16 protein-coding genes are annotated in these 20,489 nt (G+C 65.9%); 9 read left to right on the plus strand and 7 right to left on the minus strand.

Features of this window, described 5'->3' with window-relative positions; translation table 11 throughout:
• The first annotated feature begins 6 nt into the window (after positions 1-6).
• The 7 genes from alaE to IFT65_RS01230 all read left to right on the plus strand — a co-directional run bounded on the left by alaE (position 7) and on the right by IFT65_RS01230 (position 7,896).
• Positions 7-471 (plus strand): L-alanine exporter AlaE, encoded by a 465-nt coding sequence (alaE, locus tag IFT65_RS01200; RefSeq protein ID WP_192079482.1) that lies wholly within the window; start codon positions 7-9, stop codon positions 469-471.
• A gap of 140 nt (positions 472-611) precedes the next feature.
• Positions 612-1,742 (plus strand): Fic family protein, encoded by a 1,131-nt coding sequence (locus IFT65_RS01205; protein ID WP_192079484.1) that lies wholly within the window; start codon positions 612-614, stop codon positions 1,740-1,742.
• A gap of 171 nt (positions 1,743-1,913) precedes the next feature.
• The gene (locus tag IFT65_RS01210) at positions 1,914-2,360 is read left to right on the plus strand and encodes a hypothetical protein (RefSeq protein ID WP_192080078.1); all 447 of its coding nucleotides are present in this window, start codon (positions 1,914-1,916) and stop codon (positions 2,358-2,360) included.
• Between the two features lie 268 nt (positions 2,361-2,628).
• Positions 2,629-4,848: a TonB-dependent siderophore receptor gene (locus IFT65_RS01215; RefSeq protein WP_192079486.1), complete on the plus strand. Its 2,220-nt coding sequence runs from the start codon at positions 2,629-2,631 to the stop codon at positions 4,846-4,848.
• A gap of 1 nt (position 4,849) precedes the next feature.
• Positions 4,850-6,277 (plus strand): PepSY domain-containing protein, encoded by a 1,428-nt coding sequence (locus tag IFT65_RS01220; protein ID WP_192079488.1) that lies wholly within the window; start codon positions 4,850-4,852, stop codon positions 6,275-6,277.
• Between the two features lie 155 nt (positions 6,278-6,432).
• Positions 6,433-7,137: a hypothetical protein gene (locus IFT65_RS18605; RefSeq protein WP_249404974.1), complete on the plus strand. Its 705-nt coding sequence runs from the start codon at positions 6,433-6,435 to the stop codon at positions 7,135-7,137.
• A gap of 423 nt (positions 7,138-7,560) precedes the next feature.
• A complete protein-coding gene (locus IFT65_RS01230) occupies positions 7,561-7,896 on the plus strand; it encodes a hypothetical protein (RefSeq protein WP_192079490.1) in 336 nt (111 codons plus the stop codon).
• A gap of 219 nt (positions 7,897-8,115) precedes the next feature.
• On the opposite strand, the gene IFT65_RS01235 is transcribed toward IFT65_RS01230, so the two are convergent.
• Positions 8,116-8,949 (minus strand): hypothetical protein, encoded by an 834-nt coding sequence (locus IFT65_RS01235; protein ID WP_249404975.1) that lies wholly within the window; start codon positions 8,947-8,949, stop codon positions 8,116-8,118.
• Between the two features lie 162 nt (positions 8,950-9,111).
• Between IFT65_RS01235 and IFT65_RS01240 the strand changes: the two genes are divergently transcribed.
• Positions 9,112-10,701 carry a winged helix-turn-helix domain-containing protein gene (locus tag IFT65_RS01240; protein ID WP_249404976.1) on the plus strand — a complete coding sequence of 530 codons (1,590 nt, stop codon included), beginning with the start codon at positions 9,112-9,114 and terminating at the stop codon, positions 10,699-10,701.
• Here IFT65_RS01240 and IFT65_RS01245 read toward each other — a convergent pair.
• Both IFT65_RS01245 and IFT65_RS01250 read right to left on the minus strand, forming a co-directional pair.
• Positions 10,685-11,794 carry a serine hydrolase gene (locus tag IFT65_RS01245; protein ID WP_249404977.1) on the minus strand — a complete coding sequence of 370 codons (1,110 nt, stop codon included), beginning with the start codon at positions 11,792-11,794 and terminating at the stop codon, positions 10,685-10,687. The genes IFT65_RS01240 and IFT65_RS01245 overlap by 17 nt on opposite strands.
• A 161-nt stretch (positions 11,795-11,955) precedes the next feature.
• On the minus strand, positions 11,956-13,167 hold the full coding sequence (locus IFT65_RS01250) for an MFS transporter (protein ID WP_342365823.1): 1,212 nt from the start codon (positions 13,165-13,167) through the stop codon (positions 11,956-11,958).
• A gap of 171 nt (positions 13,168-13,338) precedes the next feature.
• Here IFT65_RS01250 and IFT65_RS01255 point away from each other — a divergent pair, with 171 nt between their 5' ends.
• Complete coding sequence (locus tag IFT65_RS01255) at positions 13,339-13,950, plus strand: TetR/AcrR family transcriptional regulator (RefSeq protein ID WP_192079492.1); 612 nt, start codon at positions 13,339-13,341, stop codon at positions 13,948-13,950.
• 506 nt (positions 13,951-14,456) lie between these two features.
• On the opposite strand, the gene IFT65_RS01260 is transcribed toward IFT65_RS01255, so the two are convergent.
• The 4 genes from IFT65_RS01260 to IFT65_RS01275 all read right to left on the minus strand — a co-directional run bounded on the left by IFT65_RS01260 (position 14,457) and on the right by IFT65_RS01275 (position 20,448).
• Positions 14,457-15,425: a DUF1684 domain-containing protein gene (locus IFT65_RS01260; protein ID WP_192079494.1), complete on the minus strand. Its 969-nt coding sequence runs from the start codon at positions 15,423-15,425 to the stop codon at positions 14,457-14,459.
• A gap of 5 nt (positions 15,426-15,430) precedes the next feature.
• Complete coding sequence (locus tag IFT65_RS01265; RefSeq protein ID WP_192079496.1) at positions 15,431-18,445, minus strand: TonB-dependent receptor; 3,015 nt, start codon at positions 18,443-18,445, stop codon at positions 15,431-15,433.
• Between the two features lie 54 nt (positions 18,446-18,499).
• The gene (locus IFT65_RS01270) at positions 18,500-19,702 is read right to left on the minus strand and encodes an OsmC family protein (RefSeq protein WP_192079498.1); all 1,203 of its coding nucleotides are present in this window, start codon (positions 19,700-19,702) and stop codon (positions 18,500-18,502) included.
• A gap of 155 nt (positions 19,703-19,857) precedes the next feature.
• Positions 19,858-20,448 (minus strand): CGNR zinc finger domain-containing protein, encoded by a 591-nt coding sequence (locus tag IFT65_RS01275; protein WP_192079500.1) that lies wholly within the window; start codon positions 20,446-20,448, stop codon positions 19,858-19,860.
• Positions 20,449-20,489 lie beyond the last annotated feature (41 nt).

A 20,489-nucleotide genomic window follows, 5' to 3' on the forward strand; every position in this document is an offset into this window, starting at 1 on the left:
GCCCCCATGCAGAAGACCACGAACAAGGAAGCCTGGAATCCGCGTGGGTTCCTTGCCGACACCACGGCACTGATCATTTTCTTCACCGTTACCGGGGCCCTCAACGAGCGCTACATCACCGGCATGAGCTGGGAAGACGTCGGCCAGGCACGGCTGCTCGGTGCGGCACTGATGGTGCCCGTAGCACGCCCCTACGGCATGTGGCGCGATCTGCTGATGCGCCGCGCCACGGGGGCGCGCTGGTCCCGCGTTCTCTGGGATAGCACAGCACTGGTGACGTTCCAGGTGCCGATCTACGCCGCCGTCATCGCTTTCAGCGGCGCGTCGGGCCGCGATCTGCTGTTCGGCATCCTGGGTGCCACGGTCATCATGCTGATTTCCGGACGCCCTTACGGCGCGTTCCTCAACTGGGTGCGCGCGCGGTTCGGCCTGCCGCCGGGCGGGACCAAGCCGATGAGTCTGCAGGAGTAGCCGGGAGGGATGTCTGCTGGCCGGCCCCGCAGTCGGCACCCCGGTCGTCCGGGGCACTGTGCGGAGAAAAAACGCCTAATCGCCGCATAATATGCGGCGATTAGCTTGCGGTTGCGGCGAATCCATGCGCTAATCTCCGCATGAATTGCGGAGATACGTCCTATATCTGGCAGGCAGATCGCTGGCCTGCGATGACCTACGATGCAGGTGCACTGGCCCCTGCATTGTCGAGTGTCAGTCGTGCTCAGGGCATGCTGCTCGGCCGACTGGCAGACGTGGGCATGGCCCTGCGCGATCAGGCGAGCTTGGCAGCGCTTACCGATGACGTGGTCAAGACCAGTGCCATCGAGGGCGAGGTGCTCGACGTCGAGTCGGTCCGCTCGTCGATCGCACGGCACCTCGGCGTGGACATTGGCGCCGTTTCGCCCGTTGATCGCCACATAGACGGGGTAGTCGAGATGGTACTGGACGCGACCTCGCGCAGCGCCGAGCCGCTGACCGCCGAGCGCCTGTTCGGTTGGCACGCCGCCCTGTTTCCGACCGGTTATTCCGGAATGAGCCGCATCAACGTAGCGCAGTGGCGCGACGATGAGCGCGGCCCCATGCAGGTTGTGTCGGGGCCGATCGGACGCCAGAAAGTCCACTTCCAGGCGCCGCCTGCCAGCCAGCTTGCTGCCGAGACGACGGCTTTTGTCGAGTGGGCCAATCAGGACGCCGGCCAGCCCGACCTGATCAAGGCGGGACTTGCGCATCTGTGGTTCGTGACACTGCATCCGTTCGACGATGGCAACGGCCGTATCGCACGGGCTGTGGGCGACCTGTTCCTTGCCCGGGCCGATGGTGCAACCCAACAGCGCTTCTACAGCCTGTCGGCGCAGATACAGCGTGAGCGTAACGATTACTACATCGAACTGGAGCGTGCGCAGAAAGGTTCACTGGACGTCACTGCGTGGCTGGCGTGGTTTCTGGGTGCGCTTGAACGTGCCATCGACAGCGCGCAGGCCACCTTGAATATCGTGCTAAGCAAAGCGCGCTTCTGGCAGCACTGGGCCGGTACGTCGTTCAACGCGCGCCAGATCAAACTACTTGCCCGTTTGCTTGATGGATTCGAAGGAAACCTGACCACCAGCAAGTGGGCAGCAATCGCCAAATGTTCGGCAGACACGGCGCTGCGTGATATCGCTGCTTTGCTGGAGTTGGGCGTCCTGACTAAACGCGCGGCGGGCGGGCGCGGTACCGCTTACGAACTGAATCTGCCTGGTCCAGGGTGAGCTGCGCCTCGCCGTCCTGCGGACTCAACCGACGCAGTACCTGCGACAAACCGTCGCAGAATGGCGCAACCAAGCCGTTTTCCCCCTGACGCGTCCGCCCCATCCCGTAGAATCAGCTCCGTGCGCGTCCCCGTCTTCTACCGCTGGCTCCACGTTCTGGCCTGTCTGGCCATTGTGCTGGTCGTGGTCGCTCCGTTGGTCAGCCGGGCGTTGGCACACCCGGTGGTGGCATCCGTGCAGGCGCCAGATGCCCATGCGGGCCATGCGATGGAAATGGACGCGGCGCCATCCCCGTCGGCCGATACACACCATCAGCACCATGAAGGGATGCAGGGCATGGACCACGCCATGCCGATGATGTCGCCGCCCACGAAAACGGCGCCGCCGGAATCCACGCCCGCGAAGGTCATTGATCCCCACGCAGACCATGAGATGGGCGTGGAGTGCGATTACTGCCTCATCGCCGCCCGCATGATCACCCTGCTGGTGGCGCTGCTGTTGCTGATCAGCCTGTGGCCGGCGGTGTTCCGTGCCGTAGCCGGACTGGTCGATACGCAGACCCGCCCCGCGCCGGGAACGCTCGGCGCCCGCGGCCCACCACGCGCCCTCGCCTGCTGATCCAGCCCACGCCCTGAGGCTCACCGAGCCCGGCTGTTCCTGCACGCTCCATGTCACTGGCAGGTCGCCGGGGCAGGCGCATTTGCGGCTGGACACTGGATCCCCCGTTCCGTAACCGGCTGACAGGCCGGCTCAATTCCGTGTCGCGGCCCTGAGGGGTCGCGGCATCTCGATGTCGTGGCTGATCGTGTATCGATCAGCACCCGTGCGCTTGGGCGCTTGGCACTCCGTATCCCGTGGTCCGACATCCCGTATCCAAGGTCCACCCATGACGATCTCCCGATTCTCATCCAGCATGCTGCCCCGCCAAGGGATGCTGCTGCTATCCATCAGCGCACTCTGCGCACCCGGCGCCTTTGCCCAGACCAGCAGTGCGCTTGCGCCTGCAGACCCGACGACGCTGGACGCGCTGAACGTGCAAGGGCAGCGGCAGCGCCTGCTGGACTCGCCGGAGGCGGTGGGCAGCCGCCTGGGCCTGACCCAGCGCGAGACCCCAGCGTCTTTGCAGGTCATCGACCAGAACGACATCGCCACGCAGGGGGCACGCACCACCAGCGAGGTGTTCGACATGGTCGGCGGCGCGATGGTCGGCAATGTGCCGGGCAATCCTGCTGTGGTCACGATGCGGGGGTTCAGTGGCAACACGGTCTCGGTCCTGCACGACGGCGTGCGACTGGGCACCTCCACGATCGTCACCCGTAACCTGGATACGTTCGGTTTGGAACGCGTCGAAGTGCTGCGCGGTCCGGCGTCGGTGCTCTACGGTGAAGGGGCACTGGGGGGTGCCATCAACCTGGTGAGTCGCAAGCCGCAGTTCGGCGCGACCAGCATGGAGGGCATGCTCGGGGTCGGCAGCTTCAACACGTGGCGGGCCGGCTTCGACGTCAACACGCCGCTGTCGGATACCGTGGCGGTACGGGGTTTCGTCAGCCGGTTGCGCTCTGACAGCCTGGATGACATCGACAACAACGACACAGACCTGCTGACGGTAGGCGGCAGCCTGCTCTGGCGCCGCGATTCCGGCATGTCGATGTTGTTCTCTTTCGAGCACGCCGAGGACGAGAGCACGGGCACGTACCAGGGTGCGCCGATGGTGCCGGCCGATGTGGCCCGATCGCCCAGTCGGGTCGTACGCAGCAGCGACGGATTCGTCGTGGACAAGGCCACCCGCCATGTGAACTACAACCCTTTGGGGGCCACCACCGGCGCCAACAGTGACCTGTTGCGCTGGCGTGTCGAACTTCCGCTTGCTGACAACTGGACGCTGCAGAGCGATCTCAGCTGGTATCAGGCCGACCGGGACTTTTTCTATTCCGACAACTGGATCTACAACCGTTCGACCGGGCAGTTCTCGCGGACCGCCGAGCGGATCCGGCACGACCAGACCACGTGGAACGAGCGTCTTGCGCTGTCCTACGATGGCCAGATCGGGGCACGTCGCAACCGGTTCACGGCAGGGGTCGAGTACAACGACACCGACTTCCACAATCCGCGACAGACCGGCGTCACCACCCCGGTATCGCCGCTTGATCCGGATGTCGGCCTGTTCCCGGATGGATCGGCCGGCAACTTTCCCGGCGCGGGAAACAATGTGATCTTCGAGTCGCGCCTGCGCACTACCGCCGTGTTCGCCGAGAATGCACTCAACGTGACAGACCGCTGGATCCTGTTGGCGGGCGCGCGCGTGGAAAACATCAAGCTGTCGCGTGACATCCGCGATCTGAACACCGGCAGCGACGACGCGTTCCGGCCTGATTACAGCCCGTTCTCCTGGCGGGTCGGCAGCGTGTTCGACCTCACCCCGGATGTGCAGGTCTACGGGCAGTACGCCACTGCGGTGAGCCCGGTGTCCACCCTGTTGACCATGCGGCCGGCTGCCGGTGTGTTCGATCTCAGCAAGGCCAGGTCGCTCGAGGCGGGCATCAAGGCGAGCGTGTGGGACAAGCGCGTGGAACTTACTGCAGCGGCCTACCGGATCGAGCGGGACAACATCCTGACCCGCGACCCGGCCAACCCGAGCATCAGCGTGCAGGGCGGCGAGCAGTCGTCGCAGGGCGTTGAGCTGTCTGCAGAGGCCCAGGTGACGCGCGGGCTGCGCGTGGACCTCTCGGCTGCGTATGGCACTGCGCGCTACGATCGCCTGCTGGAAGCCGGCGGGGCCGATCGCAGCGGTAATCGCCCCACCAATGTGCCCAATGGCACGGCCGCACTGGCTGCGACCTATCGCTTCCTGGGCCTTCCGCTTTCTGTAGGGGCCTCCGGCCGCAGCGTCGGCGGTTTCTACACCGACAACGCCAACACGATCCACGTCCGTGGCCATACGACATTCGATGCCTGGGTCGGCTACGACTGGCAGCAGGTATCTGCGGTGCTGCGTGTGCGGAATCTGTCGAACGCACTTTACGGCACGTATTCCGGGTATCCGTCCACCCACATCTACCTCGGCGCGCCCCGCAGCGTTGAGCTGACCCTGCGCACGCGGTTCTGACATGACCTCACACTCCACTTCCGCGCAGCGTGGCGATGCAGGCAACCGGGACCGGCATCGGCTGTTCTGGCGTTGGCATCTGTATGCCGGCCTGTTCGTCGCGCCGTTTCTGGTGTTGCTTGCCATCACCGGTGCGATCTATCTGTTCAACGATGAGTTGAACGATGTCCTCTACCCGGAGCTGCGCTTCACCCCTGCCCCGTGGCAAGAGCGATCACCGCTGGCGAGCATGATCGATGCTGCGGAGGCCTTTGCGCCCGGTAGCAGCGCCACGCGGATCGATGTGCCGACCGATCCGCAACGTCCTGCCCAGGTCTATCTGCAGCGCGCCGATGCAGAAAGTCAGATCACCTTCGTCGACCCCGGCACCGGTCAGGTGCTTGGCGCGATGGTGCCGTCCCGGACGCTGGTGGGGTTCGCTGAGCGCCTGCATGGGTCGCTGATGCTGGGCACGCTGGGCAGTTACCTGATCGAGCTGGCCGCATGTTGGGCGGTGGTGCTTATCGTGACGGGGCTCTATCTGGGCTGGCCGCGTGGACGCGGGCTTGCCTGGTGGTCGGGCGTTGTCCCGGATATGCGCGCCAAGGGGCGGGCGTTCTGGAAGTCGCTCCATGCTGCCACGGGCCTGTGGGTGTCAGTGCTGGTGCTGTTCCTGATCTTCACCGGCCTGCCATGGGCCGCGTTCTGGGGCGACTGGGTGCGCGGTGGCGCGGAGGCCATCCATGCGGGTTACCCCCCGGTTTATCGCCGCTACGTGGCACCGGAGGCACCGAAGATCGGCAATGCGTTCAACGACGTCCCGTGGACGTTGCAGCACGCGCCGATGCCGCCTGCCGGGGCGGCGGCCGACGCAGCGCATTCGCATCACGGAAGCCACGCGTCCCCGGCGGACGGCGCGGCGCGACAGTGGACCGCAGCAGGTTTGGAGCGCGCGATAGCGCATGTGCGCGCTGCAGGCACGGCGGACCCGCTGCGGGTGTTCCTGCCGAGCACGCAGCGCGGTGCGTTGATGGCCTACACCTACCCCGACAGGCCCCAGGGCCAGGTCACCTACCACTTCGACAGAGAGGGCGAACTGCTGGTGCGGGCGGGCTTCGATGATTACGGCGTCGTGGCGCAGGCCATTGAAATGGGAGTGCAGCTGCACATGGGCAACTACTTCGGGCGCGCCAATCAGGCGGTCATGCTGGCCACGTGCATCGGCATCGTCGTGCTGTGTGTGTCGGGTGTGGTGATGTGGTGGCGGCGCAAGCCGGCTGGCCGCATCGGCGCACCGGGAACAGGCAGCCACACGCCGCTTCGCTGGTGGCTCGTCATCGCCCTCGCGACCGCCATCGTGCTGCCGCTGGTGTTTCTGTCGCTGCTGGTGGTCTGGGCGTTTGATCGCTGGATCAGGCCGCGGTTACGCCTGTTCCGCTGGCTGGATTGAGGGCGTGCACGCGCTCTGTTTTCTTCTTCCGCAGGCTTTCGACAGCGAGTGTATGGCGCGCCGATTTTCTTCCCCGGATAAGCCGCTCGCCCCTGCAGAGAATCTGCGCTTTAATCAGGTAGCGAGGTCAACGCGACGAATACCAAGGACGGTCCATGTTCAGAAGCCTGTGTTTGATGATGTGCCTTTGGTCCTGTGGGACGACGCTCGCCATGCCGCCTGCCCCGGCCCCCAAGGACGCCTACATCGAGTTTCTCTGGACCAGGACGAGCGTGGGCGCACTGGCGCGGCAGGAAACCCGCTCTTTCGCCTTGGATGGCCGCTTTGATCACCAGATCTGCGTGGCAATCCTCAACAAAGACCTGGTCGTCGAGCGTATGGAAGTGCGGGCCGTCGGCCCCGCCGGCCGGCAGATCAGCCGCCAGATGTATCGCGACGTGGACGGTAGCAAGAAGTGTTTCTCTGCCGATCTGCCGGCAGACGCACCCGCTGGAAAATGGACTTACGAGGTCCGGGTCAACGATCAGGATCGTGTGGTGGGTGCTCAGTCGGTCGATGTGTTCGCTACCGTCGAGGCCCTGGTCGAGCACACGCCGGCGGGCATGCCCTACGTCCTCGGCCGACCGAATTACGATCCGTCCCTCGCACCCGATCAGTTCACGGGGGAGCTGGTCTGGGTCATGCACATCAAGCGGGATGGAACGGTCAGCGCCGTGGATATCGAACGCGCAGAAGGCGTGGGCGTGACCCTGCAACCGAAGGCAGTGGCAGCGGGACTGATCTCTCTCTTTCCTCCGGACCCGGCGCGGGATGCCACTGCGACATTCCGGCGGCACCTTTCCTTCCGGCCGGATAATTGAGCGCTGCAGTGGTTCTCCGGCCGATTGCGGCTTTGATCACCACGCCATTGGCGTCGCCGTCGCACCTGCCAGATTCGCAACTATCCTCATGGACGCATCCATGCTGTGCACGGACCATGACCGGGCTGAAGCCGAAAGGTCACAGCCGGGATTGGCATCCTGACAGGTAACAAAGCGATTGGCTCTGTTCTGCCCTCCGGGGCACGGCGGAGAATGCACAGCATTGCCCACCGGTCACACGGCGGGCGGTGCGAGGGGATCCCAATCCGCCGGTCTTTTGCTTTGTTACCACCGGTATGCCAACCCGCATCGCCCGCCACCCTGCGCCCTGGCGCAGGTGGCCTCATCGCATGCGAGGTCCGACCGATGACACCCCAGCATCCACGCAGCCGCGCTCGCCTGGCCCTATTGCTTGGCGACCGCGTGAACGCCTTCCCACCCGGCTTTGTCGATCGACTGGAAGCGCAGATCGAACAGTTCGAACGCGACCATCCCACTCATCCATGGACGCCACGACTGGCTCTGGTCCCGGCCCCGTCCGAGCTTGAGGGCGAGCTGGCGCGCAACGGCAAGGTCATCGTGTCGAGACGCGTCCTGCAAGGGTTGGACGCCATCCTTGAGATCCTCCACGGTGAGCATCTCTCACGATGCGACGGGCATACCGACACCCTGCTGGGCGAGCATCTGCTGGAGGGGCTGCTGGTGGCCGGTCGAGAGCTGAGAAAGACGTCGGTGGGACCGGACCTGGGGGCCCATTGAACATGGACGAGAACCCGCAAACTCCGTGCCCAGCAAGCAGCGAAGGGCCGCCCGCGCCAAGTGCCTCGGCAATGGCGGCGTCCCTCAACGCTCAGCTGGCCGGGGCGCCGGACGATCCGCGAATATGGGGCGCCGGCGTGCTGGCATTGGCTGAAACGTACGGCCTGGGAGACATCGCTACGACGCTGCGCTCCAATCCCCTGACCCTCCGCCGACGGCTCACTGCGCCAGCTGGGGTGCGCCTGGAGAGCCTGACGGGGGTGCTGAGCGCGATGGGGCTTCGCCTGCATATCGAGGTGAAGTGACACCCAGGCACGGTGTAGCTGCGGGATCACCGGACGCCGCACCCTCGTGCAACGACGCTTCGAGCAGGTTGACATAGCTATCCAGCCGAACCCGCAGCCCGACCAGCAGCCAACCGACCGCATACAGCAGCACCATGGCGAAGATCAGTATCGCTTCGATAACCGTGACATCGAACACTGCAGACCAGTCACCCCACTTCCAGTGGCGGAACTGCAGGTAGAGCGCGATCAGCAGGGGGAACGGCCCAAGCCGCTGCAGACCGCCGTACATCATTCCCATGCGATCGGTCATTCCGGTCCGCAGGGTGCTGACGAAGCGCAGGCGCTCTTCGCGCTGTTGCCGTGGGAACGTGCGCAGACGCTGCACCACGGTCTGCCAATAGCCGAACTCGGCGTCCATCTCCTTTGCATGGGAGAGCCGCGGCTGGGTGTACTGGTGCAGATCCCTGCGCGCCTGCAGGACGAACCCCAGCAGGAAGCCGCCAATCTCAACGCACACGCATACCAGCGTGACGGGGAGAGCCACGGTAGGGTCGAGCCAGCGAGCCGGCGTCACGCCAGCGATGATCCCGATTGCGGCAGCCAACAAGCCGATGCGGAAAGACCAGCGCTCGATTCTCGATGCCTGCGGATATACGCTGTGCTTGGCATAACGCTGGACCTGCTGATACAGCCAGTCGAAGGTCAGCGATTCGCCGCTGTCGGGTTCTTGATTCGGCACGTCCGTCGCGCCTGCGTGCATGTCCATTGCCGGTTCTTCCTTTTCCCGTCCGGGCCCCCCGCCCTGACCTGCATTCTACCCCTGCCGCATCGGCAAGCACCGATGACCGCAACTGCCTGCTACCCTCGGCAACCACGACCCGCAGCCGCCAGGTGACCCCGTTGACCCGTTGTAGCGCTGTGTTCCTCCATGGCTGAGGCCGCCGGCACCCTGCCCCTGCACTACCGCCTTGATGACCTGCGCATCGATGTGGCGCGGCAGCGCGTGGTCCGTGAGGGCGGCCAGGTCGTGGACGTGGCCGGGCTCAGCTTTCGGCTACTGCATTACCTGATCACCCAAGGCACCCGGGTCGTCGGTTTCGATGACCTGATCGCCAACGTGTGGGCGCCCGCGCATGTCAACGAAGAGACGGTGACCCAGCGCGTCCGCCTGCTGCGCCAGGCACTGGGCGACGACGGGCGTCAGGCGCGTTATCTGCGCTCCGTGCGCGGCCAGGGCTATCAGTTGTGCAGCGAGCCGGTGCCGGATGCATCGGCGGACACGCAGCTCACGCCTCCGCCGCGCCGTACGCCGATGATCATCGGAGCCGCCGCACTGCTGGTCCTCACGCTGTCTGGACTTGCGTGGTGGCAATGGCCGGCCGCCGTGGGCGATGGCGCATCGCCGCTGCTGGAGCGTGCGGACTATTACGCGGCCATCGGCCAGCGCGACAACAACGAACGCGCCCTGGCGCTGTACCGCCAGCGCTTGCAGGAGGTGCCGGATGATATGCCGGCCCAGCTCGGGATTTCCCGCGCGCTCGCCGCGCGTGCGTGCCTGTACAATGGCAACCGCAACGATGTGCAGCAGGCGTTGACGCTGGCGCAGGCCGTGGTGGTGCGCAGCCCGGAGCGGTCCGCGGCCTATGCGACGTTGGGCTATGCGCATGATTGCCTGGGCGAGGTCGACGCCGCGCTGGCCGCGTATGAGCACGCGGTGCAGCTGGACCCCGACGACGACGCAAGCCGCGCCTCGGCCGCGTATCTGTATGCCCGCAAGGGGCGCCTGCATGATGCGCTGGCTTCAAACCTCGCCGTGCGTCATCCGGAACGTGTGCGCTTCTGGCCGGTGCAGGTGGCCTCGAACCTGGAGCTGCTGGGCTACACCGCGGCGGCCGAGGCGCGTTACCGGCGCAGCTTCCAGCTGTATCCGGACAATGTGTTTTCCAACAGTGCCTGGCCCGTCTTTCTGTATGGACAAGGCCGCACCGCGGAGGCGCAGGCGGCGCTGGACGAGGCCATGGCACGCGGGACCGAGCACGCCGCGCTGTATCTGCTGGCGACGGAGCTGGCGTTGCAGCGCGGTGACCAGCCCGGTGCCCGCAGTGCTGCCCTGCAGGCACGGGCGTTGAAGTCCCACGCCAGCCTGCCCGGCACCGTCGCCTGGATCACCGGCGCAACCCCTGTGCCCGCTGCGACCGTGCTGCGTCAGCAGTCCGCCGCGTTGCAGGCCGGGCTTGCGCAGGGTGCCGACCCCTTGGACGGGGTGGAAGCGGCCCTGCTCGCCGAGCTGGCGGGCGACCGGCAGACCGCCCTGCAAGCGCTGAACGCTGCTGTTGCCAGCGGTTACCGTGATGCCGCGTATCTACGGGTGTCACCGCTGTTCAGCGCGTTGCGTACCGATCCCGGATTCGCCGCGGTGCTGCAGTCAGTGCAGGCCCACGTGGCGACCGAACGGGCGCGCGTCATCGCATCGGGCATCCTCCCCGAAGACGCACGGCAGGCTACTGCGGCGCGGTGAGGATGAAATCCTGCAGCAGCGCCCGGGTCTGCTCATGCATGCCGCGCTGGTTGTAGCGGGTGCGCGTCACCACCATCACCAGCGCTTTCTCGGGCACCACGAATACCGCGTTACCGCCATTGCCGGACATCGTCCACGCGTGCAGCAGCCGTGCGCCGTCCTTGAAGGTGAAGCGCCACATCTGGTAACCGTACTCTGCGTCGAACGGAGTCTGCGCACGCACCTGGGTCATGGCCTCGATCCAATCGGCAGAGATCACCTGCCTACCCTTCCAGCGACCGCCGTCCAGCATCAACTGCCCCAGCTTGGCGAGGTCGCGGCTGCGGTACTGGGTGCCGCCGCCGCCCATGCCGACGCCTTCTGAAGCACGCTGCCACACCGACGTCCGGATGCCCAAGGGCCGTTCCAGCGCGTCGGCCGCGAACTGCGCCAATGGCATGTGGGTAGCGCGTTCGACGATCGCGCCCAACAGGAAAGAGTTGGCCGTGCAGTAAGCGAAGGCGCGACCGTGCGGGCTTTCGGCCGGGCGCAGATTCCACGGCGCGTAGCCGCGCTCGGGCAGGTCCAGGGTGAACCCGGTCCAGTCGGCACTGACGTACATGCGTTCTTCGTTGCCGGCCGAGAAGCTGTTGTTGTCATCGCACTCCCACGCCGCACTCATCGTCAGCAGGTCTTCGAGGGTGATGGCGTCCTTGAAGGGGCCAGGGTGCGCGGGCGTCCTGTCCGGGAAGTAGCCCAGCACCGGTGCGCTCACCCCGTCGATCTGGCCGCGGTCGATGGCCGCCCCCACCAGCAGTGCGGTGACGCTCTTGGTCAACGAGCGGGTGTTGTGCAGCGTCTCCCGGTCAGCGCCATTGAAGTACGCCTCGTGGATCAATGCGCCCTGATGGAGCACCAGCACGCTGGTGGTGTCAGGCGCTTGGCCGCTGTTGATCGCCGCATCGAGCGCGGCGAGTCGCGCAGGATCGAAGCCGTGACCTGCCGGGTCGCCGGCGGGCCAATCCTCCGCCACGGCCATGGGAGGAGCAGCGCACGCGGCGGTGGCGGCGAGCAGCAGGACGGCGACAGGAAACAGGCGAAGCAGGATCGACATGGGCACACTCCAGCAGAGGAGTCCGCAGCGGACCATGCCATCAAATGAAGGGCCTGATGACTGTCTGAAGAATAATGAAGGTCTTTCCCATCAACGGTTTATGACACCACCCGCAGGGGCGGCCGCTGTGATGCGGCCGTCCCTCCTGACCCGATGACGGCCTAGTGCCCGGCAACCGCCGCGCGTGCGCCAGCCGCAAATCCGTGATGTCGCGCGCGCCAGACGATGCAGAAGCCAACGGCCAGCAGGAACGCCATCGCCGCCGGGAAGGTCTGCGCCCCCCACTGGTCCAGCAGCACCCCACCCATGACACCGCCACCGGCGATGACCAGGTTCCAGGCGACGACGTTGAGTGACAGCGCCACGTCGGCGCCCTCGCCCGCACTGTCGGCCAACGCCGTCTGCAGCAGTGTGGCGGCACCGCCGAACGTCAGGCCCCAGATCGCCACGCAGACATACACCACCGGTTGCAGCTGCTGCAGGAACGCCAGGGTCACGCAGATCACGAAGAACGTGGCCAACGACACCAGCACGGTGCTGCGGAGGTGTCGCTCGACCCGCTTGGCTGCCACGCCGATGCCGATCAGTGCCGAAACACCGAAGACCAGCAGCAGCACGTCCACGCGTTCGGCGAGCCCGGCGTTGGCCGCGAACGGAGCCACATAGGTGTAAAGGATGTTGTGCGCCAGCATCCATGCCATGACGGTCGCCAGCACCGGACGCACGCCCGGCGTGGTGAGCACCTTGCGCAGCGGGACGCGCTGGGCGGCTGACTGGCCCGGGTAGTCCGGCACCTTGACCAGCACCCAGACGATCAACACGACGGTCAGCGCCGACATGGCAGCGAACGCAGTGCGCCAACCCAGCAGGCCGCCCATCCACGTGCCCAGCGGCACGCCGAGCGACAGGGCAATCGGTGTGCCTACCATGGCGATGGCCATCGCCCTGCCCTGTTGGTCGGGCTGCACCATGCGTCGGGCATAGCCGGCCAGCAGGCTCCACGCCAGGCCCGCTGCGGCGCCAGCAAAGAAGCGGGCCACCAGGGTCAGTGCATAGTCGTTGGACACTGCGGTGATCGAATTGAATACAAGGAAGCCGACGATGGTGAGCAGCAGGACGTTGCGTCGCCGCCACTGCTGGGTCGCGATGGTCAGCGGAATGGCGGCAATCACCGAGCCCAGTGCGTAGGCGGTGACCGTCTGTCCTGCCAAGGCGGGCGTAATGCCCAGCCCATCGGACATCAGCGGCAGCAGCCCCGCCGGCAGGGTTTCGGTGACGATACAGATGAAGCCGGTCATGGCCAGCGCCAACAGCGCAGCGATGGGCAGCGGCGCAGGGCCCGCAGCAGGTGTGGTGGAGGTGGGGGAAGTCACGCAGTGTCCTTTGGGTTGGGAATCCTGCCGCACCGGCTCGCGTATAGGGGTCAACCCGAGGGGTGGAAGGTCTGGCAGATGTGTATCGACCGATATAGATATAGGCGTGGCATCGCGGCTTGTCAACGAGATATGTATCGAATAGTATTTATGTAAGCATCGGAGGACGCCATGGCACAGATGGGCCGACCACGCAGTTTCGACCGTGACGCCGCGGTGGATCAGGCGCTGCACCTGTTCTGGCAGCAGGGCTACGAATCCACCTCACTGTCCCAACTCAAGGCAGCCATCGGCGGCGGGATCAGTGCGCCGAGTTTCTACGCGGCGTTTGGATCCAAGGAGGCGCTGTTTCAGGAATGCGCTGAGCGTTATCTGTCGACCTATGCACAGGTGACCCACTGTCTATGGGACACCACGCTTGCACCAAAACAGGCGGTGGAGCGTGCGTTGCGCCAGTCGGCCAGGATGCAGTGCGAACGCGGCCACCCGAAGGGCTGCATGGTGACGCTGGCTGTCATGAGCGCGCCCACGCCCGAGCTTGCGTCGGTGACCGCGCCGCTGACCCGGTCACGCGCCCACACGCGGGCTGGCATCCGTGCGTGCGTGGAGCGCGCGATCGCGGCGGGTGAGTTCGGAGCGGACGCCGATGCTGCGTCGCTGACCTGCGTCTTCGACAGTTTCCTGCAGGGCCTCTCTCCCCTCGCCCGTGATGGGGTGAGTCTCAAGGTCATGGATGCCGCCATCAGCCGGCTGATGTGCGTGTGGAGCGCCCCGGCGGCGTAATGGCGCGGCGCAACCGGGAGCCGGCGTGGTAGCGCCGACCCATAGTCGGCGAGCGCGAAGCGCGGCCTGCGTCCGGCATCGCAGCGCCGGGAGGAATCCGCCGAGCGTGGCTCGGCGCTACCGGGTCGCGCGCCGACCGGGGAGCCGGCGTGGTAGCGCCGACCCATGGTCGGCGAGCGCAAAGCGCGGCCTGCGTCCGGCATAGCGGTGCCGGATGCATTCCGCCGAGCGTGGCTCGGCGCTACCGGGTCGCGCGCCGAGCAGGGATCCGCCGTGGTAGCGCCGACCCATGGTCGGCGAGCGCGCAGCGCGGCCTGCCGGCATCGCAGCGCCGGAAGGAATCCGCCGAGCGTGGCTCGGCGCTACCGGGTCGCGCGCCGACCGGGGATCCGGCGTGGTAGCGCCGACCCATGGTCGGCGAGCGCGGAGCGCGGCCTGCGTCCGGCATCGCGGTGCCGGATGCATTCCGCCGAGCGCGGCTCGGCGCTACCGGATCGCGACGAACGTCAGTGCAGCGCCAAGGCGTATTTCTTCTCGCCTGCCACGACCGCCAGTCGCACGAGCTGCCGGTTGTCGTCCTGCTGCGCCAAACGGTTCTCAGGCGGTGGCAACGGGCAGGTTGCGAAGTCCGTGTAGGCACACGGCGGGTTGTACGCGCGATTGAAATCCAGCGTGACCGTGCCGTCTGCCGCGACCGCATCGGTGCGCAGGTAGCGACCCACCCCGTAGGTCTGCCGGCTGGTGGTCTGGTCCTGGAACATCAGGTTCAAGCTCTTCGTCGGATCTCCCAAGGCTTCCAGTTTCCACTCCCGCCCTTCTTTCTCGAACACGACGTAGCCGGGATTCGGATTATCCGCGACCTCGCCGAGCACGTTCACGATCGGCAGCGTCCTGCCGGGCGGATGTGGCACGAAACGCGCCTGCACACGCCAGCTTTCCTCGGCCGGGAAGAAGTCCAGGCCACCGAAGTGCAGGCGGGCCGGCGCATCGGCATGGCGCACCCGTAGTGCCAGCCGTTGTCCGCGCTTGATCGCGGTGATCTGTCCCTTGCCTTCGTCATAGGACAACGTGGTGCCACCGCCCTTCCCTTCTGGATCCAGCCGTATCTCTCCCTGCACCGGCTTGCCATCGGCGGTGACCTGCGCCCCGTCCACCGGCGTGAAGTACAGGCCATCGGCCCGCGGCTCCAGCTGGGCCAAGCGGTCCGGTGCGATCGCCAGGCGGATGGCATTGCCTTCAGCACCGCCCACACTCTGCGTTCCGGCCTCGATCCAGTGCAGGCCAATCAGGCTGGTCCACCCATCGGGCTTGCCCAGATCCGCGGTACGTTCCTGCACCCACTCGGCGTGTTCGCTCTTGAAATCCGGCGCTGCCGTCGCGGCTGCGGACGTCTCCGGCGCAGGCGTGTCGTGCGGGCTGCATGCCCCCGCCAGCAGGGTGATGACAAGGACAGAGGCTAGCGTGTGCGTCTTCATGCAGGTCACCAGTTCTTGGAAATGCCGAGGTGGACGTAGCGTCCGTAGGTTTCGTGCAACGCGCTCAGGTAGCTGCCGGTGGCATTCAGCGGCGGCTCTTCGTTGAACAGGTTGCGCGCCCCCACTTCCACCGCCGTCCCCTTCAGGCGTCCTCTGTTGAACTCCTTTTTGACCGACAACGCCCAGCGCTGGGTGGAGCCCACCACGAACGGCGTGCGATCGGCATAGGCGCCGGCCGTCACGCTGTCGATGTAGTCATCGCGCAAGCGGACCGTCCAGTCCTGCAGGTTCCAGATCAACGTCGCGCTGGCCCGCCATTCCGGCTTGGCCCCATTGATGCCGACCTCGTTGGCCGCGCCCAGGTCTGGCGCGATGATGTTCAACTGACCATTGGCAATGGCGGCCGCGACCTGCTGCACCTCGGCAGGTTTCTGCTGGGTGTATTCCTTGAGCTGGCTGACACTGAGCAGGAAGGCGAAGTTGCCCCAGGCCGTCTCACTCAGGCGCCAGGTAACGTTGTAGTCCACGCCCGACGCGGTGAGTGGCCGACGATTCTGATATCGGTTGTACACGTGCGTCACCACGCCCGCAGGCGCAAGACCCGAGCCTGCAAACAGCGCGGTGTCCTCCGCTGTGACGGCCGCACGCACCACGTTCGGGTTGCTGCTGCCCTCCACCACGCGCAGATAGGCGTCGTACAACAGCTCCTCACCCAGGGTATTGATCGGATTCTCTACCTGCACCCGCCAGGCATCCACGCTCAGGCTGATCGCGCCCAGGGAGTCCGGCAGGAACTGCGGCTCGAACACCGCGCCCCATGACGACTGCCGGGTGGTTTCCGGCTTCACGTCGTCACCGTATGAGGTCACGGCGCTCACCGAGGGCTTGACCGACGAGCCACTGCTGTAAGCATTCAAGCAGGCGCTGTAGTCGGGCTGGGCGCCCTTGGTGATCAGCGCGTGGCAGCGGATGGCATCGTTGTTGAAGCCGAAGCCGTAGGTCGGCGGGGAGTTCACCAGTTCCAGTCCCGGCGCGCGGAAGCCGCCGCTGACCGAGCCACGCAGCAACAGGCTGTCATTTACCTTCCACGCGGCGGCCAGCTTCGGCTTGGCCACCTTGCCGGCATCGCTGTAGTCCTCCCAGCGGCCCGCAATCTGCAGATCCAGGGACTGCACCAGCGGTATGCCCTGCGCGGGGGAAATCAGCGGCACGGCGAGTTCGATCAGCGCTGACGTTACGTTGCGGCTGCCGCGCACATCGGGCCGGGGGCTGTGGGTGAAGAAGTTGCTGGCCGCCACCGTACCGGTATACCAGTCCGTATAGGGACGGCTGCCATCGATGTTTTCGTCGCGATCATCTTCACGGCTTTCATACCGGTACTCAACGCCTGCCGCCAAGCCGATGTCACCGGCGTACCAGGTCAACAGGTCCGAACGGTTGATCTTGAAATCCCAGAGCGCCAGCTCCGTAGTGCCTTCGCGGGTGGCCTCGCCAATGAACGCTGAGGTGTCGTAGGGCGTGGCATCGCCCAGCCGGATGCTGGCCGGATCGCCGCCACTGAAGGAGTTGTAGGCACCGGCATCGGTACGGTTCACCGCGGCGATGAAAGCATCGGTCAGCCCGCCCTGCTGCGTGTCGGTACTGCGTGCACGCGAATACAGCAGAGCGGTTTCCCAGTTCCAGCCGCCGTCGGTCCAGCCGCGCACGCCCAGCAGCACACGCGACTGATCGTTATCCACCTTGACCCGGCGGATCCCAGAATCCGCAAACTGGTAGTTGAGCAGCCGGATCGCGTCGGCGCCGCGCAAGGCGTCCGGCACCCAATAGGCGTCCGGGCGGATATGCAGCAGGAAGCCGTCACCGCCGAAGCCCGACTCGCTGCTCACCCAGGATTCGGAGGTGGCCCGGTAGTAACCCAGTTCCCCGAACAGCTGCAGGCTGTCGGTGGCATCGAAGCGACCGCTGGCGAAGACATTTCCCTTGTTGATGGACGGTGCCGAAGTGATGCCCGGCTCGGCCGCGGAATCATAGTGATAGCGCGTCGGTACCGCGCCGGACACCAGCGAACCGCTGGCGGGATCGACGTGCCAGCTGCCTGTGCGCCGGCTGCCGGCATAGGTGTCGAAATGACCCCATGGGGTTCGTGTGCTGAAGCCCGAGGTACCGTTCGGATCCGGCACGCTGGTGCCATCGCCCAGGGGACGGCGGCCATCGGTGGCAGTGAACCATGCGTCCGAATTGCGCTGCGCCGTCCGCTTGGAGACGCCATACAGGACCGAGATGTTGCCGCGCCCCTCCGCGAAATCACTGCCGAAGTAGCCGTCCAGCGAGATGTCTTCGCGATGGCCATCAGCCACCTTGCCGTAGTTCACCTTGATGCCACCGCCATTCTGCAGGTTGCTCGGCGTCACCAGGTCGACCACGCCTGCCACGGCATCGGATCCGTAGATGGACGCCGCGCCATCCAGCAGCAGGTTGACCCGCTCCAGGCCGAAGGTGGGAATGGCATTGGCGTTGTAGGTCGTGTCGTCGCCGCTGTTGCTGATCGGGTGCTGCACCGTGCGCCGGCCGTTGATCAGCAGCAGTGTGTACTTGGAGCCCAGGTTGCGCAGGTTGATGGAACCCACGTCACCACGCGCGACATTGGAGTTTCGTCCTGCGTTGGTCGTGCCCTTCTCGGTGACGGCGACATCACCGAACTGCGGCAGGCTGCGGAACAACTCGTTGCCGTTGGTCGCTCCCGTGGCGTCGATCTGTTCCCGGTCCACCGCGACCACCGGCAGCGCGGCCTGCGCGCCACCCCCGGCGATCTGCGAGCCCAGCACCGACACCTTGTCCAGCAACCGGGCATTCGAGCCCTGCGACGGCGCAGCCCCTACGCCCGTTTCTTCGGCGGCATACGCTGCCGGCGCAAGCAGCGTGCACAGGGCAAAGGCCAGCCGACCGCGATGAGGACGGCGGCCGTGCAGGGCATGGCACGGGCTTTTCGCGATCAGCTGCGAACGGTGGGTGCGACTCATTGAATATCCCCAGGTGATGGCTGCAGGGCACGGCCGGTTGGATCGCGGCGTGCGTTATCGCGCGTGGTTCGTCGCTTCGGCGTAGGCGCCGCGGACGATGCTGCCTTCGAGCTTCTGCTCGTCCTTGACCAGGTTGTAGAGCGGGCACGTGGCCTCGACCGACTGGCGCAGCGCGTCGATCTCCTGTTCCGATGCAGGCGATTCAATCCGCACCTTGTAACGGATACCGCTGTAGCGTGCGGGCGATTGGATGTTGCTGCCGAAGCGCGGGCTCAGCTGACCATCAACCGTCAGCTCCAACGAATCCAACAGCACGTTCCGTGCGGCGGCCTGCACCTCGAAGATGTGGGTCAGGCAGGTGCCGGTCACGCCGAGCAGGTGTTCCTCCACCGTCGGCGCCAGCCCATAGCCGAGCAGGCCGGGCGCGCTGTCGTGCAGTTGCTGGTGATAACCGTCCTTGCCCAGGAAGACGCGGCGCAGGCCGGTGCGCGGCTCGATATGGGCGCGCGCGACGAGGGTTTCCGGATCGGCGGGCTTGCCCTTGCCCGAGGCGGGCTTACCCTGCCTGGCCAGCACCGCGGGACGCTTCTCCTCGGTGATGAAATCGCGCAGACCGGGCGGCAACGCTGGGTCGCGCACCGCATCGCTATGGAGGTATTCGACCTCGGCATGGCTGACCTGCTGCGGTCGCGTTACCAGATCGATGGCCGAGGAATTTTCGTGCACCGCGCGCTTCAGCGTCTGCAGCTGCGCGTCGGTGGCAGGCGAGTCGATGTAGGCCACATAGGAGAGATTGTTCGGGTACGCCAGGCTCTCGCTCTTGCGCTCGGGGATGCTGGTGAACACCACGTCCAGCGCATCAAGCGGGACATTCTGCTCGGCTGCCTGCACGATGTACTCATCGGCTACGGCGCTGGCCAAGGTGCCGACCAGCGAGTCCCAGGAACCGGCGCCGAGGTTGTAGCCCGCGTAGTTGCGGCCACTATCGCTGATGTACTGGAACTCGCCCGTGGGCCCGATGCGCAGGCGACGTACGCCGGAGCGGCTTTCGGCCGTGACCTTTGCGTGGATCGCGATGGGTGCGGCAGGCTGCGCCGACTGCGCCTTGATGGCCTCACGTTTGGCGGCGAGATACGTGCGCAGGGGTGAGCCGTTGTCCGCCGCTGAGGAAATGAGCGGCGCGGCCAGCAGCAGCATGGCCGACAAAGTTGACGCGCCGAAAACCTTGAACGGCGACGCAGAACGGGCGGTGGACATGGGCGGCGGAACTCCGTGGGGATCGTGAACGGAGGCCCACTGTTTCATGTCGCGTCGCCACATCTAAATGATCGTTGGACATTCCCATATTCGCTATGCGCACTCCCCGTACGCTTCCAGGGAGGGGCCGCGCAGATCACCCGCACTGCTGGAATCTATCCCTGAGTCGGCACGAACTGCCGGCGCGAACGAAACGCGGCAACCTTCATCCGGTTGCCGCACAGCGCCATGCTGCACCACCGCCGCTTCCTGGATTTGGTGGTGTCATGGAACAGCAGCGAACAGTCATGCGCCTCACACTGGCCGACGTGCTGCAGATCGCCGCCCGCCAACAGCTGCCCCAGCGCAAGCGCGACCGGCTGCAGCAAGGCCTCGGGGCTGTCATCGCGACGACGCTCCACCAGCACGGGCGTCGCGTCGCTGGGCATTGAGCTCAATTCCAGCACGGGCCTGCCTCTTTCAAGCACCGCGTTGACCCGGTCCGCACGCAACGGCTGCCCTGCCCTCCCAGCAGCCAGCAGGCCACGCGCTTCGTCACGCAGGGCGATCGCCAGTGCGAGCAGCCCCTTCGGCGCACGCACGCTGCCTGCCGCGACGACGCCGGCCTCCGTCAGCCACAGCACCACCGCCGCGTCGTCCACCAGCACGTCCACCGGTGCGGTGGGCGGCCCGTAGGCCGAGTTGATGAAGTCCAACGCCAGGTCGTTGGCGACGAACAGGGGGGCGGTCGCGTCTGAAGGCGGCATATGTAACCTCCGTAAATTAGATTGACAGGTTACCATCTTGC

The organism is Stenotrophomonas sp. CFBP 13725 (genome assembly GCF_014841935.1).
Classification (GTDB): domain Bacteria; phylum Pseudomonadota; class Gammaproteobacteria; order Xanthomonadales; family Xanthomonadaceae; genus Stenotrophomonas.

What these genes read in the sequence shown, in the direction of transcription:
- alaE (WP_192079482.1), top strand. Translation starts at nt 7, where the DNA reads ATGCAGAAGACCACGAACAAGGAAGCCTGGAATCCGCGTGGGTTCCTT.
- IFT65_RS01205 (WP_192079484.1), top strand. Translation starts at nt 612, where the DNA reads ATGAATTGCGGAGATACGTCCTATATCTGGCAGGCAGATCGCTGGCCT.
- IFT65_RS01215 (WP_192079486.1), top strand. Translation starts at nt 2,629, where the DNA reads ATGACGATCTCCCGATTCTCATCCAGCATGCTGCCCCGCCAAGGGATG.
- IFT65_RS01220 (WP_192079488.1), top strand. Translation starts at nt 4,850, where the DNA reads ATGACCTCACACTCCACTTCCGCGCAGCGTGGCGATGCAGGCAACCGG.
- IFT65_RS18605 (WP_249404974.1), top strand. Translation starts at nt 6,433, where the DNA reads ATGTTCAGAAGCCTGTGTTTGATGATGTGCCTTTGGTCCTGTGGGACG.
- IFT65_RS01235 (WP_249404975.1), bottom strand. Translation starts at nt 8,949, where the DNA reads ATGGACATGCACGCAGGCGCGACGGACGTGCCGAATCAAGAACCCGAC.
- IFT65_RS01240 (WP_249404976.1), top strand. Translation starts at nt 9,112, where the DNA reads ATGGCTGAGGCCGCCGGCACCCTGCCCCTGCACTACCGCCTTGATGAC.
- IFT65_RS01245 (WP_249404977.1), bottom strand. Translation starts at nt 11,794, where the DNA reads ATGTCGATCCTGCTTCGCCTGTTTCCTGTCGCCGTCCTGCTGCTCGCC.
- IFT65_RS01255 (WP_192079492.1), top strand. Translation starts at nt 13,339, where the DNA reads ATGGCACAGATGGGCCGACCACGCAGTTTCGACCGTGACGCCGCGGTG.
- IFT65_RS01260 (WP_192079494.1), bottom strand. Translation starts at nt 15,425, where the DNA reads ATGAAGACGCACACGCTAGCCTCTGTCCTTGTCATCACCCTGCTGGCG.
- IFT65_RS01265 (WP_192079496.1), bottom strand. Translation starts at nt 18,445, where the DNA reads ATGAGTCGCACCCACCGTTCGCAGCTGATCGCGAAAAGCCCGTGCCAT.
- IFT65_RS01270 (WP_192079498.1), bottom strand. Translation starts at nt 19,702, where the DNA reads ATGTCCACCGCCCGTTCTGCGTCGCCGTTCAAGGTTTTCGGCGCGTCA.
- IFT65_RS01275 (WP_192079500.1), bottom strand. Translation starts at nt 20,448, where the DNA reads ATGCCGCCTTCAGACGCGACCGCCCCCCTGTTCGTCGCCAACGACCTG.